The 25,330-nt window shown below is 66.5% G+C and carries 21 protein-coding genes; 12 read left to right on the forward strand and 9 right to left on the reverse strand.

What is annotated here, in order from left to right; genetic code table 11:
- Positions 1 to 125 precede the first annotated feature (125 nt).
- The gene (locus tag VM94_RS20865) at positions 126 to 1,268 is read right to left on the reverse strand and encodes a serine hydrolase domain-containing protein (RefSeq protein ID WP_200899245.1); all 1,143 of its coding nucleotides are present in this window, start codon (positions 1,266 to 1,268) and stop codon (positions 126 to 128) included.
- 318 nt (positions 1,269 to 1,586) lie between these two features.
- Here VM94_RS20865 and VM94_RS27415 point away from each other — a divergent pair, with 318 nt between their 5' ends.
- The 9 genes from VM94_RS27415 (at position 1,587) to VM94_RS20910 (ending at position 13,450) form a co-directional block, all read left to right on the forward strand.
- Entirely contained in the window at positions 1,587 to 4,604 is a 3,018-nt protein-coding gene (locus VM94_RS27415) for a beta strand repeat-containing protein (protein ID WP_052755856.1), read from the forward strand.
- A 91-nt stretch (positions 4,605 to 4,695) separates the two neighbouring features.
- Complete coding sequence (locus VM94_RS20875; RefSeq protein ID WP_046685165.1) at positions 4,696 to 6,882, forward strand: type I secretion system permease/ATPase; 2,187 nt, start codon at positions 4,696 to 4,698, stop codon at positions 6,880 to 6,882.
- Positions 6,879 to 8,222, forward strand: coding sequence for an HlyD family type I secretion periplasmic adaptor subunit (locus tag VM94_RS20880; protein ID WP_046685166.1), 1,344 nt, complete (start codon positions 6,879 to 6,881; stop codon positions 8,220 to 8,222). The genes VM94_RS20875 and VM94_RS20880 overlap by 4 nt, the downstream gene beginning before the upstream one ends.
- Positions 8,212 to 9,588 carry a TolC family protein gene (locus VM94_RS20885; protein ID WP_138829195.1) on the forward strand — a complete coding sequence of 459 codons (1,377 nt, stop codon included), beginning with the start codon at positions 8,212 to 8,214 and terminating at the stop codon, positions 9,586 to 9,588. Before VM94_RS20880 ends, VM94_RS20885 begins: the two co-directional genes overlap by 11 nt.
- A 92-nt stretch (positions 9,589 to 9,680) precedes the next feature.
- Positions 9,681 to 10,178 carry a VOC family protein gene (locus tag VM94_RS20890; RefSeq protein ID WP_046685168.1) on the forward strand — a complete coding sequence of 166 codons (498 nt, stop codon included), beginning with the start codon at positions 9,681 to 9,683 and terminating at the stop codon, positions 10,176 to 10,178.
- A 90-nt stretch (positions 10,179 to 10,268) separates the two neighbouring features.
- Positions 10,269 to 11,498: a formate-dependent phosphoribosylglycinamide formyltransferase gene (purT, locus tag VM94_RS20895; RefSeq protein ID WP_082127825.1), complete on the forward strand. Its 1,230-nt coding sequence runs from the start codon at positions 10,269 to 10,271 to the stop codon at positions 11,496 to 11,498.
- A 42-nt stretch (positions 11,499 to 11,540) separates the two neighbouring features.
- On the forward strand, positions 11,541 to 12,254 hold the full coding sequence (locus tag VM94_RS20900; RefSeq protein ID WP_046685169.1) for a DUF6058 family natural product biosynthesis protein: 714 nt from the start codon (positions 11,541 to 11,543) through the stop codon (positions 12,252 to 12,254).
- On the forward strand, positions 12,251 to 12,697 hold the full coding sequence (locus VM94_RS20905; protein ID WP_052755857.1) for a DUF6678 family protein: 447 nt from the start codon (positions 12,251 to 12,253) through the stop codon (positions 12,695 to 12,697). The genes VM94_RS20900 and VM94_RS20905 overlap by 4 nt, the downstream gene beginning before the upstream one ends.
- Before the next feature lie 15 nt (positions 12,698 to 12,712).
- A complete protein-coding gene (locus tag VM94_RS20910; RefSeq protein ID WP_052755858.1) occupies positions 12,713 to 13,450 on the forward strand; it encodes a hypothetical protein in 738 nt (245 codons plus the stop codon).
- Here the strand turns inward: VM94_RS20910 and VM94_RS20915 are convergent.
- Genes VM94_RS20915 through VM94_RS20940 form a run of 6 tightly spaced genes read right to left on the reverse strand, consistent with a single transcriptional unit; the run spans position 13,437 to position 18,093 of the window.
- On the reverse strand, positions 13,437 to 14,138 hold the full coding sequence (locus tag VM94_RS20915; protein WP_046685170.1) for an ABC transporter permease: 702 nt from the start codon (positions 14,136 to 14,138) through the stop codon (positions 13,437 to 13,439). The genes VM94_RS20910 and VM94_RS20915 overlap by 14 nt on opposite strands.
- Positions 14,135 to 15,433, reverse strand: a complete 1,299-nt coding sequence (locus VM94_RS20920; protein WP_235432970.1) for a glycosyltransferase — start codon at positions 15,431 to 15,433, stop codon at positions 14,135 to 14,137. The genes VM94_RS20915 and VM94_RS20920 overlap by 4 nt, the downstream gene beginning before the upstream one ends.
- Positions 15,433 to 16,320: a hydrolase 1, exosortase A system-associated gene (locus VM94_RS20925; RefSeq protein WP_082127827.1), complete on the reverse strand. Its 888-nt coding sequence runs from the start codon at positions 16,318 to 16,320 to the stop codon at positions 15,433 to 15,435. The genes VM94_RS20920 and VM94_RS20925 overlap by 1 nt, the downstream gene beginning before the upstream one ends.
- Positions 16,317 to 17,174, reverse strand: coding sequence for a hydrolase 2, exosortase A system-associated (locus VM94_RS20930; RefSeq protein ID WP_046685172.1), 858 nt, complete (start codon positions 17,172 to 17,174; stop codon positions 16,317 to 16,319). Before VM94_RS20930 ends, VM94_RS20925 begins: the two co-directional genes overlap by 4 nt.
- Complete coding sequence (locus VM94_RS20935; protein WP_046685173.1) at positions 17,171 to 17,416, reverse strand: acyl carrier protein; 246 nt, start codon at positions 17,414 to 17,416, stop codon at positions 17,171 to 17,173. The genes VM94_RS20930 and VM94_RS20935 overlap by 4 nt, the downstream gene beginning before the upstream one ends.
- Complete coding sequence (locus tag VM94_RS20940; RefSeq protein ID WP_235432971.1) at positions 17,395 to 18,093, reverse strand: hypothetical protein; 699 nt, start codon at positions 18,091 to 18,093, stop codon at positions 17,395 to 17,397. Before VM94_RS20940 ends, VM94_RS20935 begins: the two co-directional genes overlap by 22 nt.
- A 265-nt stretch (positions 18,094 to 18,358) precedes the next feature.
- Here VM94_RS20940 and VM94_RS20945 point away from each other — a divergent pair, with 265 nt between their 5' ends.
- From VM94_RS20945 to VM94_RS20955, 3 genes are read left to right on the forward strand one after another with little or no spacing between them, the layout of a single operon-like run.
- Positions 18,359 to 19,957, forward strand: a complete 1,599-nt coding sequence (locus tag VM94_RS20945) for an acyl-CoA ligase (AMP-forming), exosortase A system-associated (RefSeq protein WP_046685175.1) — start codon at positions 18,359 to 18,361, stop codon at positions 19,955 to 19,957.
- A complete protein-coding gene (locus VM94_RS20950; protein WP_046685176.1) occupies positions 19,954 to 21,213 on the forward strand; it encodes a pyridoxal-dependent decarboxylase, exosortase A system-associated in 1,260 nt (419 codons plus the stop codon). The genes VM94_RS20945 and VM94_RS20950 overlap by 4 nt, the downstream gene beginning before the upstream one ends.
- Positions 21,210 to 23,153 (forward strand): asparagine synthetase B family protein, encoded by a 1,944-nt coding sequence (locus VM94_RS20955; RefSeq protein ID WP_046685177.1) that lies wholly within the window; start codon positions 21,210 to 21,212, stop codon positions 23,151 to 23,153. The genes VM94_RS20950 and VM94_RS20955 overlap by 4 nt, the downstream gene beginning before the upstream one ends.
- Here the strand turns inward: VM94_RS20955 and VM94_RS20960 are convergent.
- Positions 23,062 to 23,997 carry a polysaccharide deacetylase family protein gene (locus tag VM94_RS20960; RefSeq protein WP_046685178.1) on the reverse strand — a complete coding sequence of 312 codons (936 nt, stop codon included), beginning with the start codon at positions 23,995 to 23,997 and terminating at the stop codon, positions 23,062 to 23,064. The two genes, VM94_RS20955 and VM94_RS20960, sit on opposite strands and share 92 nt — an antisense overlap.
- Entirely contained in the window at positions 23,994 to 25,280 is a 1,287-nt protein-coding gene (locus VM94_RS20965; protein WP_046685179.1) for a putative O-glycosylation ligase, exosortase A system-associated, read from the reverse strand. The genes VM94_RS20960 and VM94_RS20965 overlap by 4 nt, the downstream gene beginning before the upstream one ends.
- Between the last annotated feature and the right edge of the window lie 50 nt (positions 25,281 to 25,330).

Raw genomic sequence — 25,330 nt, forward strand, 5'->3', positions numbered from 1 at the left:
GGCGCTGGACGACGCGCTCGCGCAATTTTCTTCCCGCATGGCCGCCTTGCGCGCCTTGCAGGGCGCGGCGCCCGGAAAATAAGCGCCATCTCCCAAACGCTGGCGCCATTTGTATTGTTGACGGCCTATTTCGCGCTTTCCATCGATTCCACTGTATCGAAAATATGCGCCAGCGCGCTTTCCATGGCGCCGGCGGTCGCGTCGCCGCTCTGGTTGGTGATGATGAAGACCCCCAGCTGATATTTGGGAACGATCCAGGCGTAGCTTTGCGCACGCGGCACGCCGCCATGGTGTACATAATGTGTGCCCAACTGGCGATTGCTGCCGATGTTCCAGAAGTAGGCAATGCTGAAGTCGTCCTGAAAGCGCACCAGCGGCTTGTGCGATTCGACAACCGCGGGATGGGCGCTCAATTGCAGGCGCAGGTACTTCGCCATATCCGGCATGGTCGACTTCAGGTTGCCGGCTGCCCCCCAGGGCAGTTGCGGCATCGGTGTTGTCACGACGGGATTGTCGCTGTGGTAGCCGGGCGCCAGCCGGCTGGCATCCCCGGCTGCGAGTCTCAGCCGGGTATCGTGCATGCCGGCTTCGCGCGCGAGGAATTGCGTGAGCAGGACTTCATACGGCATGGCGTAGATTGTTTCTAGCGTGTGCGCAATGAGTTCGGTACCGGCGCTGGAATAGGCGTAGTCCTTGCCTAGCGGCCCCTTGATGCTGACTGTGTGCAAGTCCTGCCAGAATTGCTGTTGTCCGTAGTTGGCGTAGGCCGCATTGAGCTTTGCCGGCGTGGCGTGTGCCGCGAAATCCTGCAATATGGTGTTCACCTGCAATGGCAGCATGCCCGGCATGGTGCTGGTGTGCGTGATCAAATGGCGCAAGCGCACTGGCTGCCCCTGCGACTGCAGGTTCGGGTAGGCGTCCGCCAGATAGGTTTGTATGGGATCGTCGAGCGCCGCCTTTCCATCAAGCACAGCGTTCGCCAGTAGCAGGCCAGCAAAAGTTTTGCTGACTGAGCCGATTTCATACAGCGTTGTATCGTTCGGCGGATTGGCTTTGCCGGTCTCCAGCTCTCCCTGATGCAGGATGAATTCCTTGCCGCGATAAACGACGGCAATCGAGGTCGCGTGCAGCAATGGTGACTGCAGCAGCGTGGCCGCGGTCTGGCGCATTGCCGCAGGAATGTCATGCGCAGGTGCCGTGGCTGCGGGCTTGCAAGCTGCCAGCAGCAGTGTCATGACAGTGATGCTTGCGGCGAGTTTGGTCATCATGCGCACCATCCAAGGGGGGAGGGGCATTCTCGCACAATGGTTCAACGGTGACAGAAAAAACTTGGCAAAGCTCCTCTTCTTTCTTCCATGCAGTGTGACATTTGCATGACAAATAACAGTGCCTGTCCTGATTGCGCGTCATTAAGGCGTGCATGCGAGGCGACGCTCAAGCGCGCGCCGTCCATGCGCCAAAAGTGCCGGACCGTTGAAGATGCACCTTGGACTGCAGGCGGAGGCGGCCGGGACTTTTGCCTTGCATGCCGGCTTGCGCCGGCATATTCGATCTTGGTTTTAAGTTTAAGGACAGGAAACTGCAACATGACTGAAAACAATGCATCTGGCTCCAGCGTCTCCGTCATCGACGCTTACCTGAACAGTTCCGCCGCCGCCCAGCGCTTCACGGGCACGCCGAACGCCGATGTGCTCACCGGCACCACGGGCGCCGACGTGCTCGAAGGCCTGGCCGGCGACGACACGTATTACGTCAACCACAGCGGCGACGTGATCGTCGAGCTGGCCAACGGCGGCACCGATACCGTCTACACCAGCGTCAATTACACGGTGGCCGACAACGTCGAGAACGTGCGCCTGACCGCAGGCGGCCTGACGGTAACGGGCAGCGCCAATACCAATAACGTCTTTTTCGTTGATGCGGCCGGTGGCAACAGGATCGATGGCGGCGGCACGGGCAACACGGTCAACTATATTGCGTCCAGCACGGGAGTGACGGCGACCTTGTCCGGCGCGAATGGCCCGGCGACGGCGCCGCCCGGCAGCGACGTGCTGCTCAATATCGCCAACATCGCCGGCAGCAAGTTCGATGATGTCCTGACCGGTAACGAGTTCAAAAACGCGCTCGTGGGCGGTTTTGGCAACGATATCCTGCGCGGCGGCAAGGGCGACGATACCCTGGCCGGCATGCAGGGCGACGACACCTATATTTTTGCCCGTGGCGACGGCGCCGACATCATCGTTGACGGGGAAGAGGCGGCCAGCCATAACGTCGTCTCCTTCCTGGCCGGCGTCAGCGCCGACCAGCTGTGGTTCCGCCAGGTGGGCACGGCGCTGGAAGTGAGCACCATCGGCACCGGCGACAAGATCACCATCAACGTCTGGTATTCCGGCACGGCGCCGCGCATCCAGGAGTTCCGCACGGCCGATGGCCGCGTGTTGCTGGGCAGCGACGTGCAAAACCTCGTGCAGGCAATGGCAGGCCTGGCGCTGCCGCCAGCCGGCCAGCTGACCTTGCCAGCGGCAACGGCCGCCGCCCTGGCGCCGGCGCTGGCGCAGAACTGGCGCACGGAAGGGCCGTCCCTGCCCGGCAACGGCGTCTACACCGGCACGGCGAATCCGGACATCATCCAGGGCACGGCGGGCGCCGACGTGATGGCGGGCCTGGCTGGCGACGACACTTATTACGTCAACCACGGCGGCGACGTGGTGGTGGAACAGGCAGGCGGCGGACGCGATACCGTCTATGCCACGGTCGATTACACCTTGGCCGCCAACGTCGAAGAGATGCATGTGAGCGCTGCCGGCCTGACGGTGACAGGCAACGGCAATGACAACGTGTTCCACGTCGATGTCGCCGGCGGCAACGTGCTGCGCGGCAGCGGCACGAACAGCACGGCCACCTATGCGGGTTCCAAGGCAGGCGCGACGGCCAGCATCGTCTCCATCAACGAATCCCATGCGGCCCGCCCGGGCAGCGACGTGCTGGAGAATATTTCCAGCGTCACGGGCAGCGGCTACGACGACGTGTTGTCCGGCAACGAACTGGCCAATACCCTGGCTGGTGGCCTCGGCAACGACACCTTGCAAGGCGGCAAGGGCGACGATGTGCTGACGGGCGGCCTGGGCGACGATACTTATGTCTTTGCGCGCGGCGACGGCGCCGACGTCATCGCCGAATCGTCTGCCGATGCCAATTACGACACCATCGCCTTCCTGGCCGGCGTCAACATCGACCAGCTGTGGTTCCGCAAGGTGGGTGCCGACCTGGAGGTGAGCACCATCGGCACGACGGACAAGATCACCATCCGCGCCTGGAACTCGGCCGTGCCGAACATCGAGGAATTCCGCACGGCCGCCGGCCACGTCATGCGCGGCGCCGACGTGCAGCTGCTGGTGCAGGCGATGGCGAACCTGGCGCCGCCGCCGCTGGGCCAGCTGACCCTGCCTGCCGGCACGGCCGCCGCCCTGGCGCCCGCGCTGGCCCAGGCCTGGCACTTCAACGGCCCCACGCAACCGACAGGTCTAACCTTTGTCGGCACGGCGGGCGCCGATGTCATCAAGGGCACGGCCGGCGCCGACCTGCTGCAAGGCCTCGGTGGCGACGACACGTATTACGTCAACCACAGCGGCGACTTCATCGACGAGCGGGGCAATGGCGGCAACGACACCGTGTTTACCACGGTCAACTACACGGTGGCCGACAATGTCGAGAATGTGCGCCTCGGCGGCCCTGGCTTGACGGTGACGGGCAGCGCCTTCACCAACAACATCTTTTTCGTCAATACGCCCGGGGGCAACGTGCTCGACGGTGGCGGTGCTGGCAACACCCTTAACTACGTCAATGCAAGCGCTGGCGCGACAGTTGCCTTCGCGCCAGCCGGCACGGCCCTGGCGGCGCGTCCTGGCGTGGATGTGGTGGCCAATTTCAACGCGGTTGTCGGCAGCAAATTCGATGACGTGCTGATCGGCAATGAACTGAAGAACACCCTGCTGGGCGTCCTGGGCAACGATATCTTGCAAGGCGGCAAGGGCGACGACATCCTGGCCGGTGTGCTGGGCAACGACACCTATATCTTCGCCCGCGGCGACGGTGCCGACTTGATCAACGAGGCGAACGAGGCGGGCAGCCGCGACGTGGTGTCCTTCCTGGCCGGCGTCAGCGCCGAGCAGCTGTGGTTCCGCCAGGTGGGAACCAACCTCGAAGTGAGCACCATCGGCACCACCGACAAGATCACCGTCAATGGCTGGTATGCGGCAGCGGGGGCGAGCATCGAGGAATTCCGCATGGCCGATGGCCGGGTCTTGCTGGGCAGTCAGGTGCAAAACCTCGTGCAGGCCATGGCGGGCCTGACGCCGCCTGCGGCTGGCCAGCTGACCTTGCCTGCAGGCACGGCCGCCATCCTGGCGCCGGTGCTGGCGCAGAACTGGCGTGCCGCGCAGCAATTCAGTGCCGTCAGCCAGGACGGACTCGGCGGCTGGCAGGCGGATTCCGCGCAGCTGGTGCAAGCGATGGCCGGCTTTGCCGTGCCGGCGGCCGCATCGGCGCCATGGTCAGGCCAAGGCAATCCGTCGACGCAACTCCAGCTGGCGGCAGTCCATTAATCAGTTGACGTAGCCAGATCCACCCTCACGCAGCCGGGCCGGGGCGACCAGCGCCGGCCTGGCTGCGCCATTGAATCTCTGATATTGCCCGATGACAGTCCTCTCCCACCGCAACGATACGCCGTCCATGGAAAAAACTGTGCCCGACACGGGCTTGCTGTCGCTGTTGCTGATGGCCAGCCTGCACGGCATCGCCGCCGACGGTGCCCAGCTCAAGCACGCTTTCGGCCAGGCCGTGTTCACGCGGCAAACCGTGCTGCTGGCCGCCCGGCAACTTGGCTTGACGGCCAAGCTGGTGCGCCAGGCGCCCGAACGGCTGGCGCAAGCACCGCTGCCCGCCATCGCCATCGATACGGATGGCCGATTTTTTATCCTCGGCAAGGTCGAGACGGACGCTGACGGCGTGAGCAAGGTGCTGGTCCAGCATCCGGGCCAGCCGCCGCAAATCCTCGGCCGGGCAGCCTTCCTTGCCGCCTGGACGGGCGAGCTGATTTTTTTCACGAGCAAGGCCAGCTATGCGGGCGAGACGGCCCGTTTCGACTTCAGCTGGTTCATCCCCGCCATAGTCAAATACCGCAGGCTGCTGGGCGAAGTGCTGCTGATTTCCTTCGTGCTGCAACTGATCGGCCTGGCCACGCCCCTGTTTTTCCAGGTGGTGATGGACAAGGTGCTGGTCAACCACGCCATGAAAACCCTGCACGTGGTGGCCGTCGGCCTGGTGTGCGCCATCGTCTTCGAGGCCGTGCTGGGCCTCATCCGCACCTATGTTTTCGCGCGCACCAGCAGCAAGATCGATGTGGAACTGGGCGCGCGCCTGTTCCGCCACTTGCTGGCCTTGCCGATCGCGTATTTCCAGGCGCGCCGCGTGGGCGATTCCGTGGCGCGCATCCATGAACTGGAAAACATCCGGTCTTTTCTTACCGGCAACGCCATGACCCTGGTGCTGGATTTGCTGTTTTCCTTCATCTTTATTGCCGCCATGCTGTGGTACAGCGCCGCGCTCAGCGTCGTCGTGCTGGCCTCGATTCCCGTCTACGCGGCCCTGTCGATGCTGCTCACGCCCGTGCTGCGGGGCCGCTTGAACGACAAATTCAACCGCAGCGCGGAAAACCAGTCCTTCCTGGTGGAAACCATCAGCGGCGTCGATACGCTCAAGGCCATGGCCGTCGAGCCGCGCTGGCAGCAGCAGTGGGAAAAGCAGCTGGCCGCCTATGTGTCGGCGGGCTTGTCGGCAAATAACATCGGCATGCTGGCCAGCGGCGGCGTGACCCTGGTCAGCAAGCTGGTGACGGCGGCCATCATGTGGTGGGGCGCCACCCTCGTCATCGACGGCAAGATGACGGTGGGCGAACTGGTCGCCTTCAATATGCTGGCCGGGCAGGTGGCGTCGCCCATCCTGCGCCTGGCGCAGCTGTGGAACGATTTCCAGCAGGTGGGCATCTCGATGAGCCGGCTCGGCGACATCCTCAACGCGCGCGTGGAAGCGGGCAGCCAGAAGGCGCGCCTGCCGCGCATCGCCGGCGCCATCGAGTTCCAGCAAGTGGGTTTCCGCTACCGGCCCGATGCGGCCGAAGTGCTGCGCAATGTGTCGATTGCCATCGCGCCTGGCGAAGTGATCGGCATCGTCGGGCGTTCAGGTTCCGGCAAGAGCACCCTGACGCGGCTGGCGCAGCGCCTGTATATCCCCGAGCGGGGCAAGGTGCTGATCGACGGGCAGGATATTGCCGTCATCGACACGGCCTCGCTGCGGCGCCAGATCGGCGTGGTGCTGCAGGAAAATATCCTGTTCAACCGCTCCGTGCGCGACAACATCGCCCTGAGCGATCCGGCGTTGCCATTTGAGACCGTCATCGCCGTGGCGAAACTGGCGGGCGCCCACGATTTCATTTGCGAACTGCCCGAAGGCTACGACACCATGGTGGGCGAGCACGGCACGGGCTTGTCCGGCGGCCAGCGCCAGCGCATCGCCATCGCCCGCGCCCTGATCGGCAATCCGCGCATCCTGATTTTCGACGAGGCCACGAGCGCGCTCGACTACGAGTCGGAAAAAATCATCCAGGATAATATGCGCGGCATTTGCGCGGGGCGCACCGTGCTGATCATCGCCCACCGCCTGTCGGCCGTGCGTGAAGCGCACCGTATCGTTGTCATGGAACGGGGGCAGGTGGCCGAACTGGGCACGCACGACGCGCTGCTGGCGCAGCCGGGCGGCATCTACGCCCACCTGTACAGCTTGCAGCAAGGCACGCACGGGAGCGCAACAGGGGACGCAACATGAGCGCCGGCCACCGCCTGGCCGCGTACGGCGAGCTGTTGCAACGCTACGGCCAGGTGCTGCGGCACAGCTGGCGCCAGCGTTCCGCCTTTAGCGGCCCCGTGCTCAGCGAAGACGAGGCGGCTTTTTTGCCGGCCGCGCTGGCGCTGCAGGAGCGGCCCGTGTCGCCCTCGTTGCGCCTGACGGCCAGGGTGCTGATGCTGCTGGTCGGCTGTGTCGTGCTGTGGGCGGTCTTCGGCCAGGTCGACATCATCGTCAATGCGGCTGGCAAGATCATTCCGTCCGGCAACACCAAGACCATCGCCTCCGTCGACGTGGCGGCCGTCAGCGCCCTGCATGTAAAGGAAGGGCAAGCCGTCAAGGCGGGCCAGCTGCTCGTGGAACTCGACAGCCGCGGCCCGGACGCCGAGCGCGACAAGGCGGCCGGCGACGCCGTGGCGGCCGCGCTGCAAATGGCCCGCTCGCGCGCGCTGATCGCCGCCATCGACAGCTTGACGCTGCCCAGGCTGGTTGCGCCCGATGGCGCCTCCGCCGCCCAGCGCGAGGAAGCGCAGGGCCACCTCGATGGCCAGTACGCGAATTTCCGCGCCAGGCTCGCGCATCTCGATGGAGAAATCGCCCGCTACGCCCAGGCGCTGCCGCTGGCCACGCGGCGCGCCGGCGATTACCGGGTACTGCTGGCCACGCGCGACGTGGCCGAACATGCGTGGCTGGAAAAGGAACAGGCGCGCATCGACCTGGCCGGCCAGCTGGCGTCGGCCCGCAGCGAGCGCGCTGCCCTGGTGGCGCAGACGCGCAAGGACGCCTACGACGCGCTGACGGAAGGGGCCAGAGTAGCGGCGGCCAGCGGCCAGGATGCGCGCCGCGCGGGCGCCCGTGGCAGCCTTCTGCGCTTGACGGCGCCCGTCGACGGCACGGTGCAGCAACTCAAGCTGCACACGGTGGGCGGCGTCGTGCCGGCCGCGCAGGCGCTGATGCAGATTGTGCCGCGCCAGGGCAGGCTGGAAATCGACGCCGTGCTGGAAAACCGCGACGTCGGCTTCGTGCAGGTCGGGCAGGCGGTGGCCATCAAGGTTGATGCCTTCGATTACACCAAGTATGGCACCGTGCCTGCCGTCGTCAGCAGCGTCTCGCGCGACGCCATCGAGGATGAAAAGAAGGGCCTTGTGTATGCCGTGAAAATCACGCTGCAGCAGCCGTCCATCGTCATCGATGGCAAGACGGTGCCCTTGACGGCCGGCTTGGCCGTGCGCGCGGAAATCCGCACGGGGACGAGGCGGGTGATCGAATACGTGCTCTCGCCGCTGGTGCAGCACCAGAAGGAGGCGCTGCATGAACGCTAGACGCCGCGCCATGGCCACCATCGCCATCGCCGCCAGCTTGCTGCTGGCCCGTGTTGCGGCGCAGGCGGGCGAGCTCGAGGCCGCGCCATGCCCGTCCGCGTACGAGGCGGGCGTGCCCTTGACCCTGCCGGCGGCCGTCGACCTGGCCCTGTGCCACAACGCGCAGGTGCACGGCGCCTGGGCCGGCATCCGGCTGCAGGCGGCCGGCGTGGGCGAAGCCAGGGCCGCCTTTCTGCCGACCCTGAATGCGGGCCTGAGCCGCGTGCACGACCGCACGGCCTATCCCGGCGCCAGCACGCCTTCCGGCAGCTTGAACAGCAATACGGGTTCGCTCAATCTGTCCTGGCGTTTGTTCGACTTCGGCGGGCGCGCGGCGGGCCAGCGTTCGGCGCAAGCCATGCTGGACGCGGCCCTGGCCAACCGCGACGCCGTGCTGCAAAAGACGCTGGCGGCCACCGTCAGCGCGTATTTCGAGGCGCAGACGGCGCGGGCCAACGTGCGGATGCGCGAGGAATACCGGGCGCTGGCCAATGAAACGGTATTGGCCACGCAGCGCCGCGCGCAGCGGGGTCTCGGCTCGCACAGCGACACCCTGCAGGCGACGAGCGCGCTGGCCAAGGCGGCCCTGGGCGCCAGTCGCGCCGAGGGCGAGTATCAGAAGGCGCGCGCCGTGCTCGTCTATACGCTGGGTTTGCCGGCCGAGGCGGGCGTGCTGCTGGACGACGATGCGGCCGAATCGGCGGCGGGCCTGCGTGATGGTTTGCAAGATGAGTTGCACACCTGGCTGGCGCTGGCCCAGGCGCGGCACCCGGCCATCGTGGCCGCGCAGGCGCAGCTGGCGGCCGCACGCGAACGGGTGGCCGTGAGCGAGTCGGAAGGCCGCCCCAGCATCGACCTGACGGCTAATATCTACCAGAACGGCCGTCCCAACCAGGGCTTGTCCGCCGCGTCCACGCGCGAAACCCTGGTGGGCATCGCATTGAACATTCCCCTGTTCGACGGTTTTGCGCGCCACTACAAGGTGCGCGGCGCGCTGGCGCAAGCCGGGCAAAGGGAAGCCGAGGCCGAAGAAGTGCGGCAGCAGACCCTGATGGAACTGGTGAAAACGCATGCGGAAGCGAGCACGGCGCTGGCCAACCTGGCCGCGTCGCAAGCATGGCTGGACGCGGCGCGCGATGCTCAGGTCAGCGTGCAACGCAAGTTCGGCCTGGGCGCGGTCGACATCCTGGAAATGTTGAACACGCAGTCGGCGCTGCTCGAGGCGCAGCAGGAGCGCATCCGTTGCCAGGCGGAATGGCGCTCGGCCCGGCTGCGGCTGCTGGCCAGCGCCGGCGTGCTGGGATGGGAGGCGATTGCGGGACGCTAGTAGGCTTAAAACAGGCGCAATCCGCGCGCCATGCCGGCGCGATTATGACTATATTAGCGTAGCTAATCCACACACCGGCCTAGGGAGACATCATGCACAGCATACAAAAGATTACCCCGTGTTTATGGTTCAACGGCCACGCCGAGGCGGCGGCCCTGTTTTATACGGGAATCTTCCCCAATTCGAAGATCGGCCAGATCCTGCGCTATGGCGAGGAGGGCAAGGAAATCCACGGCCAGGAGCCGGGCAGCGTGCTGACTGTCGCGTTTGAACTCGATGGCCAGACGTTCACGGGCTTGAATGGCGGACCCTTGTTCCAGTTTTCCGAGGCGATCTCGTTCCAGGTCAATTGCGAAACCCAGGACGAAGTCGACCACTACTGGAACCAGCTGTCCGAAGGCGGCCCCCTGGAAGCGCAGCAGTGCGGCTGGCTCAAGGACCAGTTCGGCGTGTCCTGGCAAATCGTGCCCACCATCATGGTCAAGCTGCTGGGCGACCCCGACCCCGTCAAGGCCCAGCGCGTGATGAAAGCCATGATGGGCATGAAAAAGATCGATATTGACGAGATCAAGCGGGCGTACGCGGGCTAGCCTGGCCCGTCAGGCAGCGGTGCGCCCTGTCCAAGATGGCCGGCATTTGTTATAGTCCCAGCCATCTTTCCATTGCCTACAGACCCTGCCATGACCACTAGCACCAGCAGCACCATCGCGCCCCGCACCTTCGGCACGCCCCTGTCCTCCACCGCCATCAAGGTCATGCTGCTGGGTTCCGGTGAACTGGGCAAGGAAGTTATCATGTCGCTGCAGCGCCTGGGCGTGGAAGTGATTGCCGTCGACCGCTATCCGAACGCGCCGGGCCACCCGGTGGCGCATCGCTCGCACGTGATCGACATGAGTGACGGCGTGGCCCTGGCCGCCCTGATCGACCTGGAAAAGCCCGATTTGATCGTGCCCGAAATCGAAGCCATCGCCACCGACACCCTGGCGGCGCTGGAAGCGGCCGGGCAAATCACGTGCATCCCGAACGCGCGCGCGGCCGTGCTGACGATGAATCGCGAAGGCATCCGCACCCTGGCGGCGGAAACCCTGGGCGTGGCCACGTCGCCGTACCGCTTCGCCAGCAGCCTGCAGGAGTTGCAGCTTGCCTGCCAGGAGATCGGTTTTCCGTGCGTGGTGAAACCCGTGATGTCGTCGTCGGGCAAGGGCCAGTCCAAGCTCGATGGCGCGCAAGACGTGGACGCGGCGTGGGCGTATGCGGCCAGCGGCAGCCGGGTCGATACGGGCCGGGTCATCGTCGAGGGTTTCATCGACTTCGATTACGAAATTACCTTGCTGACCGTGCGCGCCGTCGGCGCCTCGGGGCAGATCGAAACGCAGTTCTGCGAGCCGATCGGCCACTTGCAGGTGCATGGCGACTACGTGGAATCGTGGCAGCCGGCCCGCATGGCGCCGCTGGCGCTCGAGCGCTCGCGCGACATCGCGCGCAAGGTGACGGACAACCTGGGCGGCCTGGGCCTGTTCGGCGTGGAGCTGTTCGTCAAGGGCGACATGGTGTGGTTCTCGGAAGTGAGCCCCCGTCCGCACGACACGGGCATGGTCACCATGGCCAGCCAGGTGCAGAGCGAATTCGAGCTGCACGCGAAAGCCATCCTCGGCTTGCCCGTCAACGTGGCGCTGCGTTCGCCCGGCGCTTCGGCCGTCATCTACGGCCAGCTGGAAGCGAAAGGCATCGCCTTCGAAGGCGTGGCCGACGCCTTGAGCGTGCCGGGCGCCGACTTGCGTCTGTTCGGCAAACCCGAATCGTTCGCCCGTCGCCGCATGGGCGTGGCGCTGGCCACGGCCGACGATATCGACACGGCCCGTGCGCGCGCCGTGCTGGCTGCGTCCAAGGTCAAGCCGGTGGCGAAATAAGCCTGTCTGCGTAGATAACATCATCAACATGGAAGCCCGCGCATGACGGAACTCGATACTTATCTCGCGCAGCACTATCTGGACGAGACGCAGCTGGCGGCAGCCGCCGCCATGACCATGGCGGACATCGACGCCTTGATCCAGGCCCGCCTCGTTCCCGCGCCTGCGTACGTGGTAGATAACAGCGGCAATCTGTGCTCGTTCGTCTTTGGCGCCATGGCCGCGCCCGGGGCCCGTGCCGGCCGCTATTTTCCGCCGTCGCAGCTGGCCTGGATCGCCGTTGCGCGGCACGCTCTCGCCGAAGGGGCGCAAACGGCGCCAGCGCGCCTGCAGGCGCAATTTGCATCCCGTTACGCTGCCGCGCTGGCGGCCTTGAACCTGACGACCTGGCGCCTGCGCGACTGCTTCGACGACAGCGGTGCGCCGATCGCGGATGGCTTGCGCGCCCGCGCCGACAGCGCCTGGACGTATTTTTTGAATGGCACGTTTTCCCTGTGCGTGGCCAATCCCATGTCAGAGGCGCACATCGCCTGGAAAGAGGTGCTGCAGGAAAAGCTCGCGCAGCAAAGCGGGAATGGCAGCAAGACGCTGTTGTCGCAGGCGCAGGCGCAGCAGATGCATGCGCTGATCGATGCCTATGCGGCGGCCGCCATGCCTTTTTCGCCCATCGAATACGCCTTGAGCAGCCGCAAGCGGCTGGTCGAGGATCTGCGGGCGAATATCCGCGTGAGCGACGAAGAGGGGACGCCAGCATGACGGCATCAGTGACGTACAGCCTGCCGCAGGCCGACGCCGGCGGCGACGACATCAAGCGCAAGCTGCGTGGCCATATCGCGCGGCGCAACCTGGCCGGCGCCGCCAACGATTGCAAGTGGAACGAGCTGCTGGCCTTCATGCGCGGGCGCACCGACTGGGCGCCGTCGTACCGTTACGGCTCCGTCACCGGCTATGTCTCGCGCTGGGATACGGAATGGGATTACCATCCGCCGTTCCCGTTCATGGGCGTGGAATGGTTCGATATCAGCCTGTACTCGGAAGAACACGTGGCCATGCTGCTGCCAAAGAAAATCATCGACCACGGCGTGTGGATCGTGCCGGAGCTCGAGCGCATCGGCTTCGATTTCGAGGTGCGGGACCGGGTGGCGCGCATCTGGGGGTATTTACCCCGCAATTATCACGACTTCCCACCCGCCGACTAATTCAAAGACTCTCTCATGCCTGAAAACCTTATCCCGCAAGTGCCGCAACCGGACGACGCCGTCGTCGGCAAGGAAGCGGGCGCGCAGATGCTGGCCGCGGCTTGCGCCGCGCGCGACGCCTTTTATGCCACCCTGGGCGTTGTTGACGCCGACGTGCTGGCGCCGCTGGTCAATCCGGCCTTCATGGGTGGCCCGCGCTGGCCATCGTTGCGCCAGGCATGGAGGGTGATACGCCGGCCTGATTCGATTCTCATCGCCAGCGATGGCTTGAGCGATCCGTTCGAGGATGACGACGACGTGTTTGTGCCGCGCGGCCACCTGCTGGAAGTGTGCATCGAGGCGCCGCTGTCCGCCTTCGACGGTAATCCCGTGCAGGCATCGTGGTTGTTCGATCTGATTTATCAGGTCAGCCAGAACGTGGCCGACCATGGTTCCATCGATTTGCTGGTGCAGCGCCACGGCAGCGTGTCGATGGCGCTGGACCTGCAAGACGCGCCCAAGGGCCTCGAAGACGAGAATGAACAGGTGGGCGTGCTGCTGGCCCAGGGTGCAAGCACGATTCCCCCATCGTTCGACACGCCGTATGGCGAGGTGATGCTGCTTGTTCTTACCGTGCTGCAGCCGGCCGAACTGGCGTACATCAGCGAGGCGGAAGACAAGGCGCCAGCGCGGCGCGACCTGGCCGCCGCGCTGGCCGCGTCGCCGACGGGGCACCTGAGCGTGGCCCAGCGGCCGGCCGTCATTCCCCGCTAGGTTCGTCGACCGGCGGCATTGCCGGTTCTTCCGCTTTCGGCGCTTCCTTCGCCTCCACGACGGCGGGCGCCGGCGGCGGTTCTCTCCACTTGCCCGCCGCCTTCAGCTTGTTCTTCAGCCCCGGCAAGGGGAAACCCAGCGCATAGGCCTTTTGCGCGTGCGCGCTGGCCTTTTCGTATTCCTTCTTCTTTACATACATCAAGCCCAGGTTGTACTGGATGGTGGGCTGGTCGGGCGCCAGGCGGCTGGCAGCGTCCAGCTGTTCCAGCGCCATCGCATCCTGGCCCGTGGACAGCAGATAGCTGCCATACACCATGCGCGCCGTCACATCGTGCGGCGCGAAGCCTATGGCGCGCTCGAAAAAGCAGCTGACCGTATAGCGGGCGCCCACCGGTTGCGCGCTTTTCAGGCGCAGTCCCAGCTTGGCCATCGACGCCAGCGCCCGATGGTGGTTCGGGAAGTGTTCGAGCGTATAGCTGATGTCGCCGCCCAGGCTGCCCGTCATGCCTTGAGTGAGCGTTTCCACGGCGCGCGAAAAATGGAATTTCTCGACCACGGACAGGCCGGTGCGGTCTTCCGCGTTCGTGTAGTCGCCGCCCGGGGTGTGCTTGACGTAAGGCGGGCACTCGGCGGCGCCGGCGCTGGCGCAGCAGGCGGCGAGGGCGCAGGCAAACAAGCGATGTTTCATGTCGGGCTCCTGTGACTGACCTGGTCAAGCAAATCGGCCAGGGCGTTGCTGCGGGCTTGCCGCGATTGCAGGGCGATGGCCGTGGGACTGGCCAGCGGTGCGCGTCCCTGGCGCGCCAGTTCCAGAAAGCGCAGCAGGGCGCGCGCGCAGTCGCTGCTCGACGCCAGCTGGCCGATGGTGTCGATGCCGCAGTGGCGCAGCTTGGCCGCGCTGTCGCCCGCCAGGTCGGTCAGCGCGAGGATGGGCCGGCGGCAGCGCAGGTATTCATACAGTTTGGCGGGAATCTGCTCGTTGCAGTTGGCCGCCTGCAGCAGCAGCAAACCGTCGGCGGCCAGCATTTCCTGCAGCGCTGCGCCGTGCGGCTGCAGAGGAGCCAGGCTGACCAGATCAAGGATGCCGTATTTCGCCAGCAGGCCCGCCAGCCACGCATCGTGGCCCGTGGCGCGCAGCACCAGCTGGAAATTGCGGGCGTGCAGTACGCCGTCGTGGCGTAGCCGCGCCAGGGCTTCGAACAGGGGCTGCGGATCGCGCTCGGACGGGTAGATTACTCCGCTGTGCAGCAGCAGAAAACGGCTGCGGTGGCCGCGCGATCCGCCCGGCGGCGCGGCGCCCTCGTCATCGTCGTGGCCATTTTCGATCAGGCAGAAGCGCTCGCGCCCCACTTGCGCCAGGCGCCGCTGGTGCGCCGCGATGGCGCCCGGCGTGGTGCAGACGATGGCCGCGCTGCGCGCCGCGATGCGCTGCTCGATCCACGCATGCAGGCGGTGCAGGCGCGGTTCGGGCGGATACGGCGCCAGCGGGTCGCTGTCGTCGAGCATGGGGTCGCGCTGGTCGGCGATCCACGGCAGGCCGCTGAGTTTTTGCAAGGTCATCGCGATCAGGTGCGCCGTGGCGATCGGATACGTCGACCAGATGGCGTCGGGGCGGTATTGGCGGATCATGCGCAAGCCTGCCGGCACGGCGCTCAGCCACCAGGAACTCCAGCGGTCGGGCAGGGCCAGGCAGCGCGGATAGCGCCCGGCGATGGCCAAATGGCGTGCCGCGTCCAGCGCCAGGGTGCGCCGTACGGTTGCTTGCGCGATTCTCTGCGCCAGCTGGGTATCGCCCTGCTGCGGATACGCGCTAGCGCTGGGACTGAGCACGAGCGGCTGCCAGCCGCAGTCGGGCAAATGGCGCGCAAAGCCCAGGGTGCGCAGGATGCCGCTGCCGCCAGCCAGCGGCGGAAAATGGTAGGCCACCATCAGCACCCGTTTTGGTCGAGCCGCGTTCGGTCGGGCCGCGTTCGGCGAGGTCATTACCATGACTGCAGCCATCGTGCGCACAGCTGTTCGACTTCGCCGCGCCAGGCGGCGCTGGCAAACGTGTGGTTGGCGCCATCGACCTGCGCCTGCGTCCATTGCGGGCGCGCGGTGACGCCGCGCCAGGCCGCATCGCCATCGAGCAGGGCTTGCCACTCGCGTGCGCCGAGGTCGTCGCCGCTGAGGATCAGCAAGACTTTGCCCTGGAATTGCGTCAGCGCCCGCAGCAGGGCTGGGGCGGGCGCATCGTCCTCCTGCATTGTCGGTTCTTGCGTGGCGGCCGCCACCTGCCGCAGCGAGGCCAGGCTGGCGCCCAGCTGCAATCCGCCGCTGGCCAGCTTGCGCCAGAAACCGCCTTGCAGCAGGCGTGGCAAATAATAATGGCGCAAGGTGGCGCGCGCCAGGCCGGCGCTGCTGCGCACCCACGGGTTGAGCAGGATCAGGGCTTTGACGCGCGCGTCGTGCGGCGCATGGCTGGCGGCCGCCGTGGCGCCGTCGCACAAGCCCCACAGCGCCACTTCGCGCAGCGACGGCACGGCGTCGAAGAATTGCGCCAGCGCGCCGGCGATGTCCGGACCGGCCGCGCGGTAATCGCGCGCGCTGCCCTCGCTGTCGCCCATGCCGCGCAAGTCGAAACGCAGCACGGGCCAGCCTTGCGCGGCCAGGGCGCGGGCCAGCAGGACGAACTGGCGGTGGCTGCCGACCCGATACTGCGGCCCGCCCGTGACGATCAGGACGCCGCGCGGGCCTGGCGTGTCGGGCAGGCTGAGGATGCCGATCATGCGCGCCTGCGCTTCGCCGTCGTCAGATGCGCTGCGAAAGCGCAGGGCCAGCTCGCGTACGCTGTGCGTGGCCAGGTGCTGCTGGCCGCTGTCGCGTTTCATGGCGGCGTCCTTTCCTCGTCGAGCCAGTCGCGGCACAGCGCGCGCGTGGCGTCCAGCAGTTGCGGACACGCCAGCAGTTCGCCGCTATGCCAGAACGGGCCACCGCCGAAGCTGGCCACGTGCACGGCGGCGCCCTGGTCGCGCCATTGCCGCGCCAGCGGCGGCAAGGGTGCGGCTGCCTGTTCCGGCCCCTGGTAATCGAGCCAATACACAGGGACGGCAGGCTGCAGCGCGGAGGCATTGACCCCGTCGATGGCGTGCGCGAGCGCGGGCGCCAGCAGGTAGCCGGCCACTTCCACAGGGTCACTTTCCGCCAGTGCGGCGCGCGCCTGGCCGGGCGCTTCCTGGCCGCCGCCGGCCAGCATGCCAGTTGCCAGGCGCAGGCGCAGGAAGCGGTCGATGACGCGCCGTCCATCGAGCTCGGGTTGCCACAGCAGCAAACGCGCCAGAGGCAGCGGCGCGCGGCTGGCGAAATCGAGGGCCAGCAGGGCGCCCAGGCGCAAGCCCCACACGGTCAAGGGGCCGTCGACCCGTTGCGCCAGCCAGGCGCACGCCAGGTGCAGGTCGTTGTGCCAGATGTCCCAGCGCGCCTCGCCAAAGTCGCCGCTGCTGTCGCCGCAGCCGAACAGGTCGATCTGCAGCACGCTGTAACCCGAGGCGGCAAAGGCGCGCGCCTGCGCGGCGGCCACGTGGCGGCTTTTATTCAGTTCCTCCGCGAACGGATGCACGTAGAGGATGCCGCCGCGCGCGGCCTGGCCCGGCGGCGGCAGGTGCAGCAGGCAGTAGCGCTGGCCGCCGCTGGCGGGCAGGAAGAAGGGCAGCAGCGGCAGCGCGTCGATGGCGGCGCGGTTCATGCTCGCAGCTTTGCAAACACAAAATCGTGCAGGGTGCCCACGGTGGCGAAGTGGCGCGCGTGAATGTCGTCGTCGGCGACAATGATGCCGAAATGGTCTTCCAGCGCGGAGATCACGCCGATCACGGCCATCGAGTCGAGTTCCGGCACGCTGCCCAGCAGCGGCGTGTGGCTTTCCAGCACGCGCCCGTTCAAGCCCAGGGTGGTGTCGAGGATGTGCTTTACTGCTTCAAGATGCGGCATGTCAGCTCCAGGGAAGGGTAGTGCGGCAGGCGGCTGGTATCGAAGGCCAGGCAGGGGATGTCGTCAGGGCGGCGCGACAGGTGCAGATACGGCGGCAGACTGGCGGCCATCCATTGCCAGCGCCCGCAACTGATAAAGGTGGCCGTGCCCAGCGCGTGCGTGCCAAGGCGCGCGTGGGCGCCCAGCGAGGCGCGGTTGAAACGCGAGATGCGGCTGCACGACCAGCGCACGCCCTGCGCGTGCAGCACGGCGTTGGCTTCCTCCCACAGGCGCGCGAAGACCAGGCCGCCGCGCTGCTCGGGATGCACCCACACGTCCAGGTCCCACGACGACTGGTTTGAAGCCAGCGCATAGCGGGCGCGCACCTCGTCTTCCTGGCAGCCGTGGCGCAGCAGCCAGATCCAGCCGGCCATGCCGGACTTGTCCCGCGCCACCAGGCATTGCGCGCCTTGCCGGTAGCGCTCGCGCAGCGCGCCGGGCCGGCGTTCGGGACCGGACGGCAAGTCCGCTTCCGCCAGGCAGGGCGCGACGGTGATCGACTGGCCGCGCCCGCGGCACAGCGAGCCGGGCGCCACGGCCTGCGCCACGAATTGATAACGGTACAGCGCGCAGCGCCCGCCCGGCACCCTTGCCAGCAGCCGCGCCACGGCCAGCCAGGCGCTGTCGCGCCAGCCCAATTGATTTAGGCTGGCGGCAAGCCTTTGCAACCAGGGGAGACGGGCGAAGCTGGCCATGGTGGTCAAGGATGGGGCGGCTATACAGCCAACGCTGTCATTAGAGCGCAGCGGCCAGTGACCGATGTTGCGCGGCCTCAAGCATTGCGCCTGACAGACTGCCGCCCGCCGCGAGAAGCCCTTACTTGATAAAAATCAACACTGTCGCGCCCGTTTATCCCAATCATAGGGGAATGCATGGCAATCATGGCAACCTTGGGGCGACACGATGGCGACACTGATACACGATCTGATCTTCGAAACGGCGCAGCGCGCCCCCCACGCGCCGGCCCTGTCGTGGCAGGGCGAGGAGCTCAGCTATGCCGCGCTGACGCAGTCCGTGCGCGAGGCGGCCGCTACCCTGCTGAGCCTGGGCTTGCAAGGTGGCGCGCGCGTGGCCGTGTATCTGGAAAAACGCCCTGAAAACGTCAGCGCCATGTTCGGCGCGGCGGCCGCCGGCGGCGTGTTTGTGCCCGTCAATCCGCTGCTCAAGCCGGACCAGGTGGCCTACATTCTGGCCGATTGCAACGTGGCGATCCTCGTCACGTCGCGCGAACGCCTGGCGCAGCTGGGCCCGGCGCTGGCCGGCTGCCCGGACTTGCGCACGGTGCTGCTGACGGGCGAAGGAGAGACGGAGTCCAGCCTGGGCAAAGTCCGTATATTGCCGTGGAACGCCATGTCCGCCTTTGATGCGCCCGTGCCCCAGCCGCATGCGGCGATCGACATGGACATGGCCGCCATTTTATATACCTCTGGCAGCACGGGACGGCCGAAAGGCGTGGTGCTGTCGCACCGCAACATGCTGGCGGGCGCGCTCAGCGTGTCGGGCTATTTGCGCAACACGCCGCAGGACCGGATTTTATGCGTCTTGCCGCTCAGTTTTGATTACGGCCTGAGCCAGCTGACGACGGCGTTTGCCAGCGGCGCCTGCGCCGTGCTGATGAACTATCTCTTGCTGCGCGATATCGTCGAAGCCGTCGAGCAGGAAGCCATCACGGGCCTGGCCGCCGTGCCGCCGCTGTGGGTACAGCTGTCGCAGCTGAGTTGGCCCCTGTCCACGCCCTTGCGCTACATCACCAATTCGGGCGGCGTGATGCAGCGCTCCACGCTCGACAAGCTGCGCCAGTCGCTGCCGCGCACGCAGGTCTACCTGATGTATGGCTTGACGGAAGCGTTCCGCTCCACCTATCTGGCGCCGGAACAGCTGGAGCGGCGCCCCGATTCCATCGGGCAAGCGATCCCGAACGCGGAAGTGCTGGTGCTGCGTCCCGACGGCAGCGTGTGCGACGCCGATGAACCGGGCGAGCTCGTGCATCGTGGCGCGCTGGTGGCGCTCGGTTACTGGAACGATGCGGCGCGCACGGCCGAGCGTTTCAAGCCGCTGCCGCCGCAGGCAAGCGGCCTGGTGCTGCCGGAGCTGGCCGTCTGGTCGGGCGATACCGTGCGCCGCGATGCGGAAGGCTATCTGTATTTCGTGGGACGCAGCGATGACATGATCAAGACGTCGGGCTACCGGGTCAGCCCGGCCGAGATCGAGGAAGTCGCGTATGCGAGTGGGCTGGTGGGCGACGCCGCCGCGCTGGGCCTGCCCCATGCCGTGCTGGGCCAGGCCATCGCCTTGCTTGTCACGCCCGCGCCCGGTGTGGAATTGCAGCGCGACAGCGTGCTGGCCGCCTGCCGCGCCCGTCTGCCCAGCTATATGGTGCCGCTGTGGGTGGAGATCCGCGACGGCGTGCTGCCGCGCAATCCGAACGGCAAGATCGACCGTCCCTTGCTGGCCAGGGAACTGGCACGCGCGTATGCGGTCCAAACAGGAGATGCGGCATGAAGGACTTGATCCGCTCGAACAGTACGGATTTACCCACGCACTCGGCCTTGGGCCAGCAGTTTGCCGTGGATGGCGACATGCTGCAGATCGGTGGCGTGCCCTTGCGCCGTCTGGCCCAGAGGGTGGGCAGCACGCCGTTCTATGCGTATGACCGCGCGCACATCGCGCGCCGCGTGGCGGAGTTGCGCGCCGCCTTGCCGGCCGGCGTGCATGTGCATTACGCCATGAAAGCCAATCCCATGGCGGCCGTCGTGCAGTGGCTGGCGGGCTTGGTTGATGGCGTCGACGTGGCGTCGGGCGGCGAACTGGCCACGGCGCTCGATACGCCGATGGCGCCGGAGCGCATCAGTTTTGCGGGGCCGGGCAAGAGCGATGGGGAACTGGCGCGGGCCGTGGCTGCTGGCGTGCTGATCAACGTGGAGTCCGGCGCCCAGCTGGAAAGGGTGGCGCTGGCCAGCGAACGGCTGGGCGTGACGGCCAGGGTGGCCGTGCGCGTGAATCCCGATTTTGCCTTGCGCCGCACGGGCATGCGCATGGGCGGCGGCGCGCAGCCGTTCGGCGTCGATGCGGCCCACGTGCCGGCGCTGCTGGGCCGCATCGGTCAGCTGGGCCTGGATTTCCACGGTTTTCACCTGTATGCGGGCTCGCAAAGTCTGTCGGCGGTGGCCCTGGCCGAAGCGCAGGCGCTCAGCGTGCAACTGGCCTTGCAACTGGCCGACAGCGCGCCATCGCCCCTGCGTACCCTGAATATCGGCGGCGGCTTCGGCGTGCCGTATTTTCCTGGCGACCAGGCGCTGGACCTGGCGCCTGTCGCCGCAGGCTTGCAGCGGCAACTCGACATCCTGGCCCAGGCGGCGCCCGGCGTGCGCCTGAACCTGGAGCTGGGCCGCTATCTGGTGGCCGAGGCGGGTGTGTATGTATGCAAGGTGATCGAGCGCAAGGTGTCGCATGGGCAGGTATTTCTCGTCACGGATGGCGGCTTGCACCACCATTTGGCGGCCTCGGGCAATTTCGGCCAGCTGATCCGCAAGAATTACCCGGTCGCCATCGGCAACCGGCTGCAGGGCGGGCCGCGTGAAGTGGCGTCCGTCGTGGGACCGTTGTGTACGCCGCTGGACTTGCTGGCCGACCAGATGGAAATGGCGCGCGCCGAGGAGGGCGACCTGGTGGTCGTGTTCCAGTCGGGCGCGTATGGCTTGACGGCCAGCCCGACGGCCTTTCTCGGCCATCCGCTGCCGGCCGAGGTGCTCGTATGAGCGGCCTGTGCGGTTGGCTGGCGGCGGCTGGCGGGGCCGGTGCCGCCGGCACGGCATCCGAGGACGCCACGCAGACTGCATTGGCAAGCATGGCCGCGCCCTTGTCGCGTTTCGATAGCGCACCGCTGGCCGCCAGCGTGAGCGACGTGGGCGGCGTGGCCGTGGCCGCCATCGACGGCAGCCGCCATGTATATCAGCAAGATGGCTTGCAGGTCGCCATCTGGGGGCGGCCCGTGCTTGAAGGTTCGGCCGACGAGGTGGCAAGCCGCCTCGCTTCCCTGTGGCAGAGCCGGGGCGCGGCGGCCTGCGCCAGCCTGTCCGGGCCATTTGCTGTGGCCATCCTCGATTCTTTTTCCGGCTCGGCCCTGCTGGCCGTGGACCGTGCCGGCATGCATCCGCTCAGCTATGCGAGCAATGCACAGGGCTTGTTCTTTGCATCCTCGCATGACGCCTTGCTGGCCCACCCATCCGTACGGGGCGCGCTCGACCCGCAAGCGCTGTATCACTACCTGTTCTTCCACATGGTGCCTGGCCCCGCCACGGCCTATCTTGGCCAGCAGCGCTTGCTGCCCGGCGAATACCTGCATGTGCGCGGCGGCAAGCAATGCAAGGGCAGCTACTGGCAACTGGCCTTCCACGAGCCGGCAGCAGGGCGCACGCGGGCCAGCTTTGCCAGCAACAAACAGGAATTTCTGCGCCTGCTGCGCCAGTCCGTGGAAAGCAGCCTCGGCGCGGATGGAGCGGACACGGGCGCGTTTCTCAGCGGCGGCACCGACAGTTCCACCGTGGCCGCCATCATGGGCCAGGTGACGGGCCGGCCGGCGCGCACGTATTCCATCGGTTTTGACGCGCCCGGCTATGATGAAATGGCGTATGCGCGCCTGGCCGCCAGCCACGCGGGCAGCATCCATCATGAGCGCTACGTGACGCCAGCCGACGTGCTGGCCGCGATTCCCTCCATGGCGGCCATTTTCGACCAGCCTTTCGGCAACGCCTCGGCCATTCCCGCGTTTTACTGCGCGCAGATGGCGCGCGAGGATGGCGTGACGCGCCTCTTGGGCGGCGATGGCGGCGATGAATTGTTTGGCGGCAATGAGCGCTATGCGCACCAGGCCTTGCTGTCGCAGTACGAGCGCTTGCCGGCCATATTGCGCCAGGCCATCATCGAGCCGCTGCTGTTCCGCGAGCGCTCGGGCAAGCCTTGGCGGCTGGGCGACAAGGCGCGCCGCTACATTGAACAGGCGAGCCTGCCGCTGCCGGCACGGCTCGACAGCTATAACCTGCTGCTGCGCCACGGCCACCGCACGGTGCTGGAAGCGGGGTTCATCGACACCATCGACCCCGGCATGGCGCCCGGCTGCGTGAATGGCGCGTATTGGGCGCGGCAAGGCCAGGGCTTGAGCCAGATCAATGAACTGCTGGCCCTGGACATGCGTTTTACTTTGGCCGACAACGACCTGTTCAAGGTGCGCAAGGCGTGCGAGCTGGCCGGCGTGGAAGCGGCGTTTCCCTTCCTGCACGATGCGATGGTGGCGTTTGCCGCGCGACTGGCGCCGCGGGACAAGCTCGACGGCATGCGGCTGCGGCCCTTCTTCAAGCGGGCGCTGGCGGAAATCCTGCCGCCGGCCATCGTGCGCAAGAAAAAGCACGGTTTCGGCTTGCCTTTCGGCCTGTGGCTGCACAGTCATCCTCCCCTGCGCGAGTTTGCGTTCGATAACCTGACGCAGTTGCGCGGACGCGGCATCGTGCGGCCCGCCTTCATCGACGACCTGCAAGGGCGCTTGCTGGCGGAACACCCGGCCTATCACGGCACCATGGTGTGGCTGCTGCTGATGCTGGAACAGTGGCTCAGCCAGCATCCGGGCGCGCTGGGTGCGCTTGCCGGCGGTTTTGCCACATGCGCCATAGAAACGCCAACCGTCCTCGATCCCACGGCGTAAAGCGGGGCAGCTGCAGCAGGTCGAGCTCCGCACCGGGGCGGGCCGCGCCCCAGTCCGTGGCGACGGCCGCCTTGAAACCGAGGCTCTTGACCATTGCCACGTGCGGCGCGCCATAGTCGCGTCCGGCTTTGCCGTTCGGATACGCAAACAGGGTGACGGGTGCCTGGATCAAACTTTCCAGCTGGCGCTTGCCGTCGGCGATGTTTTGCCGCGCGGCATGGTCCGGCAAGGTGGACAAAATCGGATGGCTGTCCGTGTGCGCGCCCACCTCCATGCCGGCCGCATGCAACTGGTGCAGTTGCGCTGTGCTCAGCATGGTGGGTGGGCCCGCTGTGGCGCCCGCCTGGCGATGAATCCGCATGGCCAGCTGCTGGCGCCGCGCGAACGGCAGGTATTTCAGGAGGCCCAGCAAGGTGGCGATGGTCGCCTGCCGCTGCGCCAGTGTGGCGACGGGCAATGTTCCCAGACCGTGCTCCTGCAAGTCCAGCACGGGACCGGCCGCCTGGCGCACGGCCTCGATCACCGTGTCGTTCCACATCTGTCCGCCGTCCAGATAGCCCGTGGCGATGAAAAACGTGGCGTGCAAGCCATGGCGCCGCAGCAGCGGCAGGGCCACTTGCGCATTGTCCGCATAGCCGTCGTCGAAGGTGATGCAGGCGGCGCGCGGCGGCAGGCTGCCATCCTGCAGGCGCTGCACGGCCTCGCTGAGCGATAACGGCGTATAGAAACGTTTCAACAGACGCAACTGGCGCTGGAACAGCACAGCGTCCACTTCGCCGGGAAACAGCGGGTCGGGCCGCGCCAGCACGCGGTGGTAGATCAGGATAGACAAGGCGGCCATCATGGCCGCTCCGCGATGGCGGCCCGGGGCCTGGCCGGATGCGGTGTCGGGGCCGTGGCTTGTTGTTCGACGATGATGCGCGTGGCGATCAGGGCCGCCATCAGGTAATAGGGCATGTCGAAATACAGCAGGCTGAGGAAGGCGCCGCCCACGGCAAAGCCGATCAGGCTGGCCTGGCTCATGGTGGCCAGGCCGTGCGCCCAGCGCAGTTCCGGCTTGCCCCGCGTGCGGCGGATGATGGCGGCGGCCGTGCGCCAGGTGGCGATGCCCAGCGCCAGGTAAATCAGCAAGCCGACAAAGCCGTGTTCGCCCAGCGCCTGGAAATAAATGCTGTGCGCCGCATGCACGTCCATGGGATTGGGCGCATAGCGGGCGAAGATGGCGGCGTCGGAAACGTCGAAGCCGCCGCCGGGAAAACGGTCGCGCGCCAGATTCCAGGCCATGCGCCACGCGTTCAGGCGGCCCATGGCGGAGACATCGTCCTGGTAGGTGTTGATGGTGTCCATGCGTTCGGCCCAGCGCTCGGGCATGAAAGCCAGCAGCAGCGGCGCGACGGCGCCGAGCAGCGCGCCCAGCACCATCTTGCGGTCGCTTTTCAGCCACATGAACAGGCCCATGGCGGCAATGGCCAGCAGCCCGCCGCGCGAATACGAGCCCAGGGCAGCGAGCGCCGACAGCAGCATCGCCGCGGACAAGCCATGGCGCACCCAGCGCTTGTCCGTGTTTTGCTGCAAGTAATACATGAGGGGTATGATGATGATCAGGGCCAGGGCGAGGGAATTGTTATCCCCGATAAACGTTTCTTCCGGCCCCCAGACCCGCTCCGTGCCGCCGCTGCGGATGGTGAAGATGCCGCCTTTCACGCCGTAATAGCCGATCGACCCCACCAATACCCACACGAGGCGCACGATGTCGCGCCGCGTGCGTATCACCATCATGATGACAAAGCTCATCAGCATGATCTTCATGACCTTGTTCCACTGCACCCACGACGATTCCGGCAGCAGGGCGAACGGGGCCGTGACATTCATCCACGCGACGAACAACAGCAGCAGCACGCTGACGGGCGTGAGCGGCAGGCTTTTCGGCTCGCGCGTCATGACGAGGCTGACCAGGGTGGCGATGGCGATGATGAAGGCGAACGGCATGTGGGTGGCAAAGCCCCAGCCTTGCGTGTGCGGGTTCATCACGCTGACCCAGACCCACATCAGGCCGCCGATGGCTGGCGCCTTCAGGATGAAGGGCAGGGAGCCCAGGATGATGATGGTAATCAGTATGTCGCGCATGAAGGGGGACGCTCCTGGTTGTGCCCGGGTTGGCAAGGTCTTGATGCCGG

Origin of the sequence: Janthinobacterium sp. KBS0711 (assembly GCF_000988085.1) — a bacterium.
GTDB lineage: Bacteria > Pseudomonadota > Gammaproteobacteria > Burkholderiales > Burkholderiaceae_D > Janthinobacterium > Janthinobacterium lividum_E.

Coding starts and splice junctions, on each gene's coding strand:
- VM94_RS20935 (WP_046685173.1), bottom strand. CDS start 17,416: ATGCCGCATCTTGAAGCAGTAAAGCACATCCTCGACACCACCCTGGGC.
- VM94_RS20950 (WP_046685176.1), top strand. CDS start 19,954: ATGAAGGACTTGATCCGCTCGAACAGTACGGATTTACCCACGCACTCG.
- VM94_RS20915 (WP_046685170.1), bottom strand. CDS start 14,138: ATGAAACATCGCTTGTTTGCCTGCGCCCTCGCCGCCTGCTGCGCCAGC.
- VM94_RS20890 (WP_046685168.1), top strand. CDS start 9,681: ATGCACAGCATACAAAAGATTACCCCGTGTTTATGGTTCAACGGCCAC.
- VM94_RS20885 (WP_138829195.1), top strand. CDS start 8,212: ATGAACGCTAGACGCCGCGCCATGGCCACCATCGCCATCGCCGCCAGC.
- VM94_RS20905 (WP_052755857.1), top strand. CDS start 12,251: ATGACGGCATCAGTGACGTACAGCCTGCCGCAGGCCGACGCCGGCGGC.
- VM94_RS20965 (WP_046685179.1), bottom strand. CDS start 25,280: ATGCGCGACATACTGATTACCATCATCATCCTGGGCTCCCTGCCCTTC.
- VM94_RS20920 (WP_235432970.1), bottom strand. CDS start 15,433: ATGACCTCGCCGAACGCGGCCCGACCGAACGCGGCTCGACCAAAACGG.
- VM94_RS20880 (WP_046685166.1), top strand. CDS start 6,879: ATGAGCGCCGGCCACCGCCTGGCCGCGTACGGCGAGCTGTTGCAACGC.
- VM94_RS20925 (WP_082127827.1), bottom strand. CDS start 16,320: ATGAAACGCGACAGCGGCCAGCAGCACCTGGCCACGCACAGCGTACGC.
- VM94_RS27415 (WP_052755856.1), top strand. CDS start 1,587: ATGACTGAAAACAATGCATCTGGCTCCAGCGTCTCCGTCATCGACGCT.
- purT (WP_082127825.1), top strand. CDS start 10,269: ATGACCACTAGCACCAGCAGCACCATCGCGCCCCGCACCTTCGGCACG.
- VM94_RS20945 (WP_046685175.1), top strand. CDS start 18,359: ATGGCGACACTGATACACGATCTGATCTTCGAAACGGCGCAGCGCGCC.
- VM94_RS20865 (WP_200899245.1), bottom strand. CDS start 1,268: ATGATGACCAAACTCGCCGCAAGCATCACTGTCATGACACTGCTGCTG.
- VM94_RS20955 (WP_046685177.1), top strand. CDS start 21,210: ATGAGCGGCCTGTGCGGTTGGCTGGCGGCGGCTGGCGGGGCCGGTGCC.
- VM94_RS20910 (WP_052755858.1), top strand. CDS start 12,713: ATGCCTGAAAACCTTATCCCGCAAGTGCCGCAACCGGACGACGCCGTC.
- VM94_RS20875 (WP_046685165.1), top strand. CDS start 4,696: ATGACAGTCCTCTCCCACCGCAACGATACGCCGTCCATGGAAAAAACT.
- VM94_RS20960 (WP_046685178.1), bottom strand. CDS start 23,997: ATGATGGCCGCCTTGTCTATCCTGATCTACCACCGCGTGCTGGCGCGG.
- VM94_RS20930 (WP_046685172.1), bottom strand. CDS start 17,174: ATGAACCGCGCCGCCATCGACGCGCTGCCGCTGCTGCCCTTCTTCCTG.
- VM94_RS20900 (WP_046685169.1), top strand. CDS start 11,541: ATGACGGAACTCGATACTTATCTCGCGCAGCACTATCTGGACGAGACG.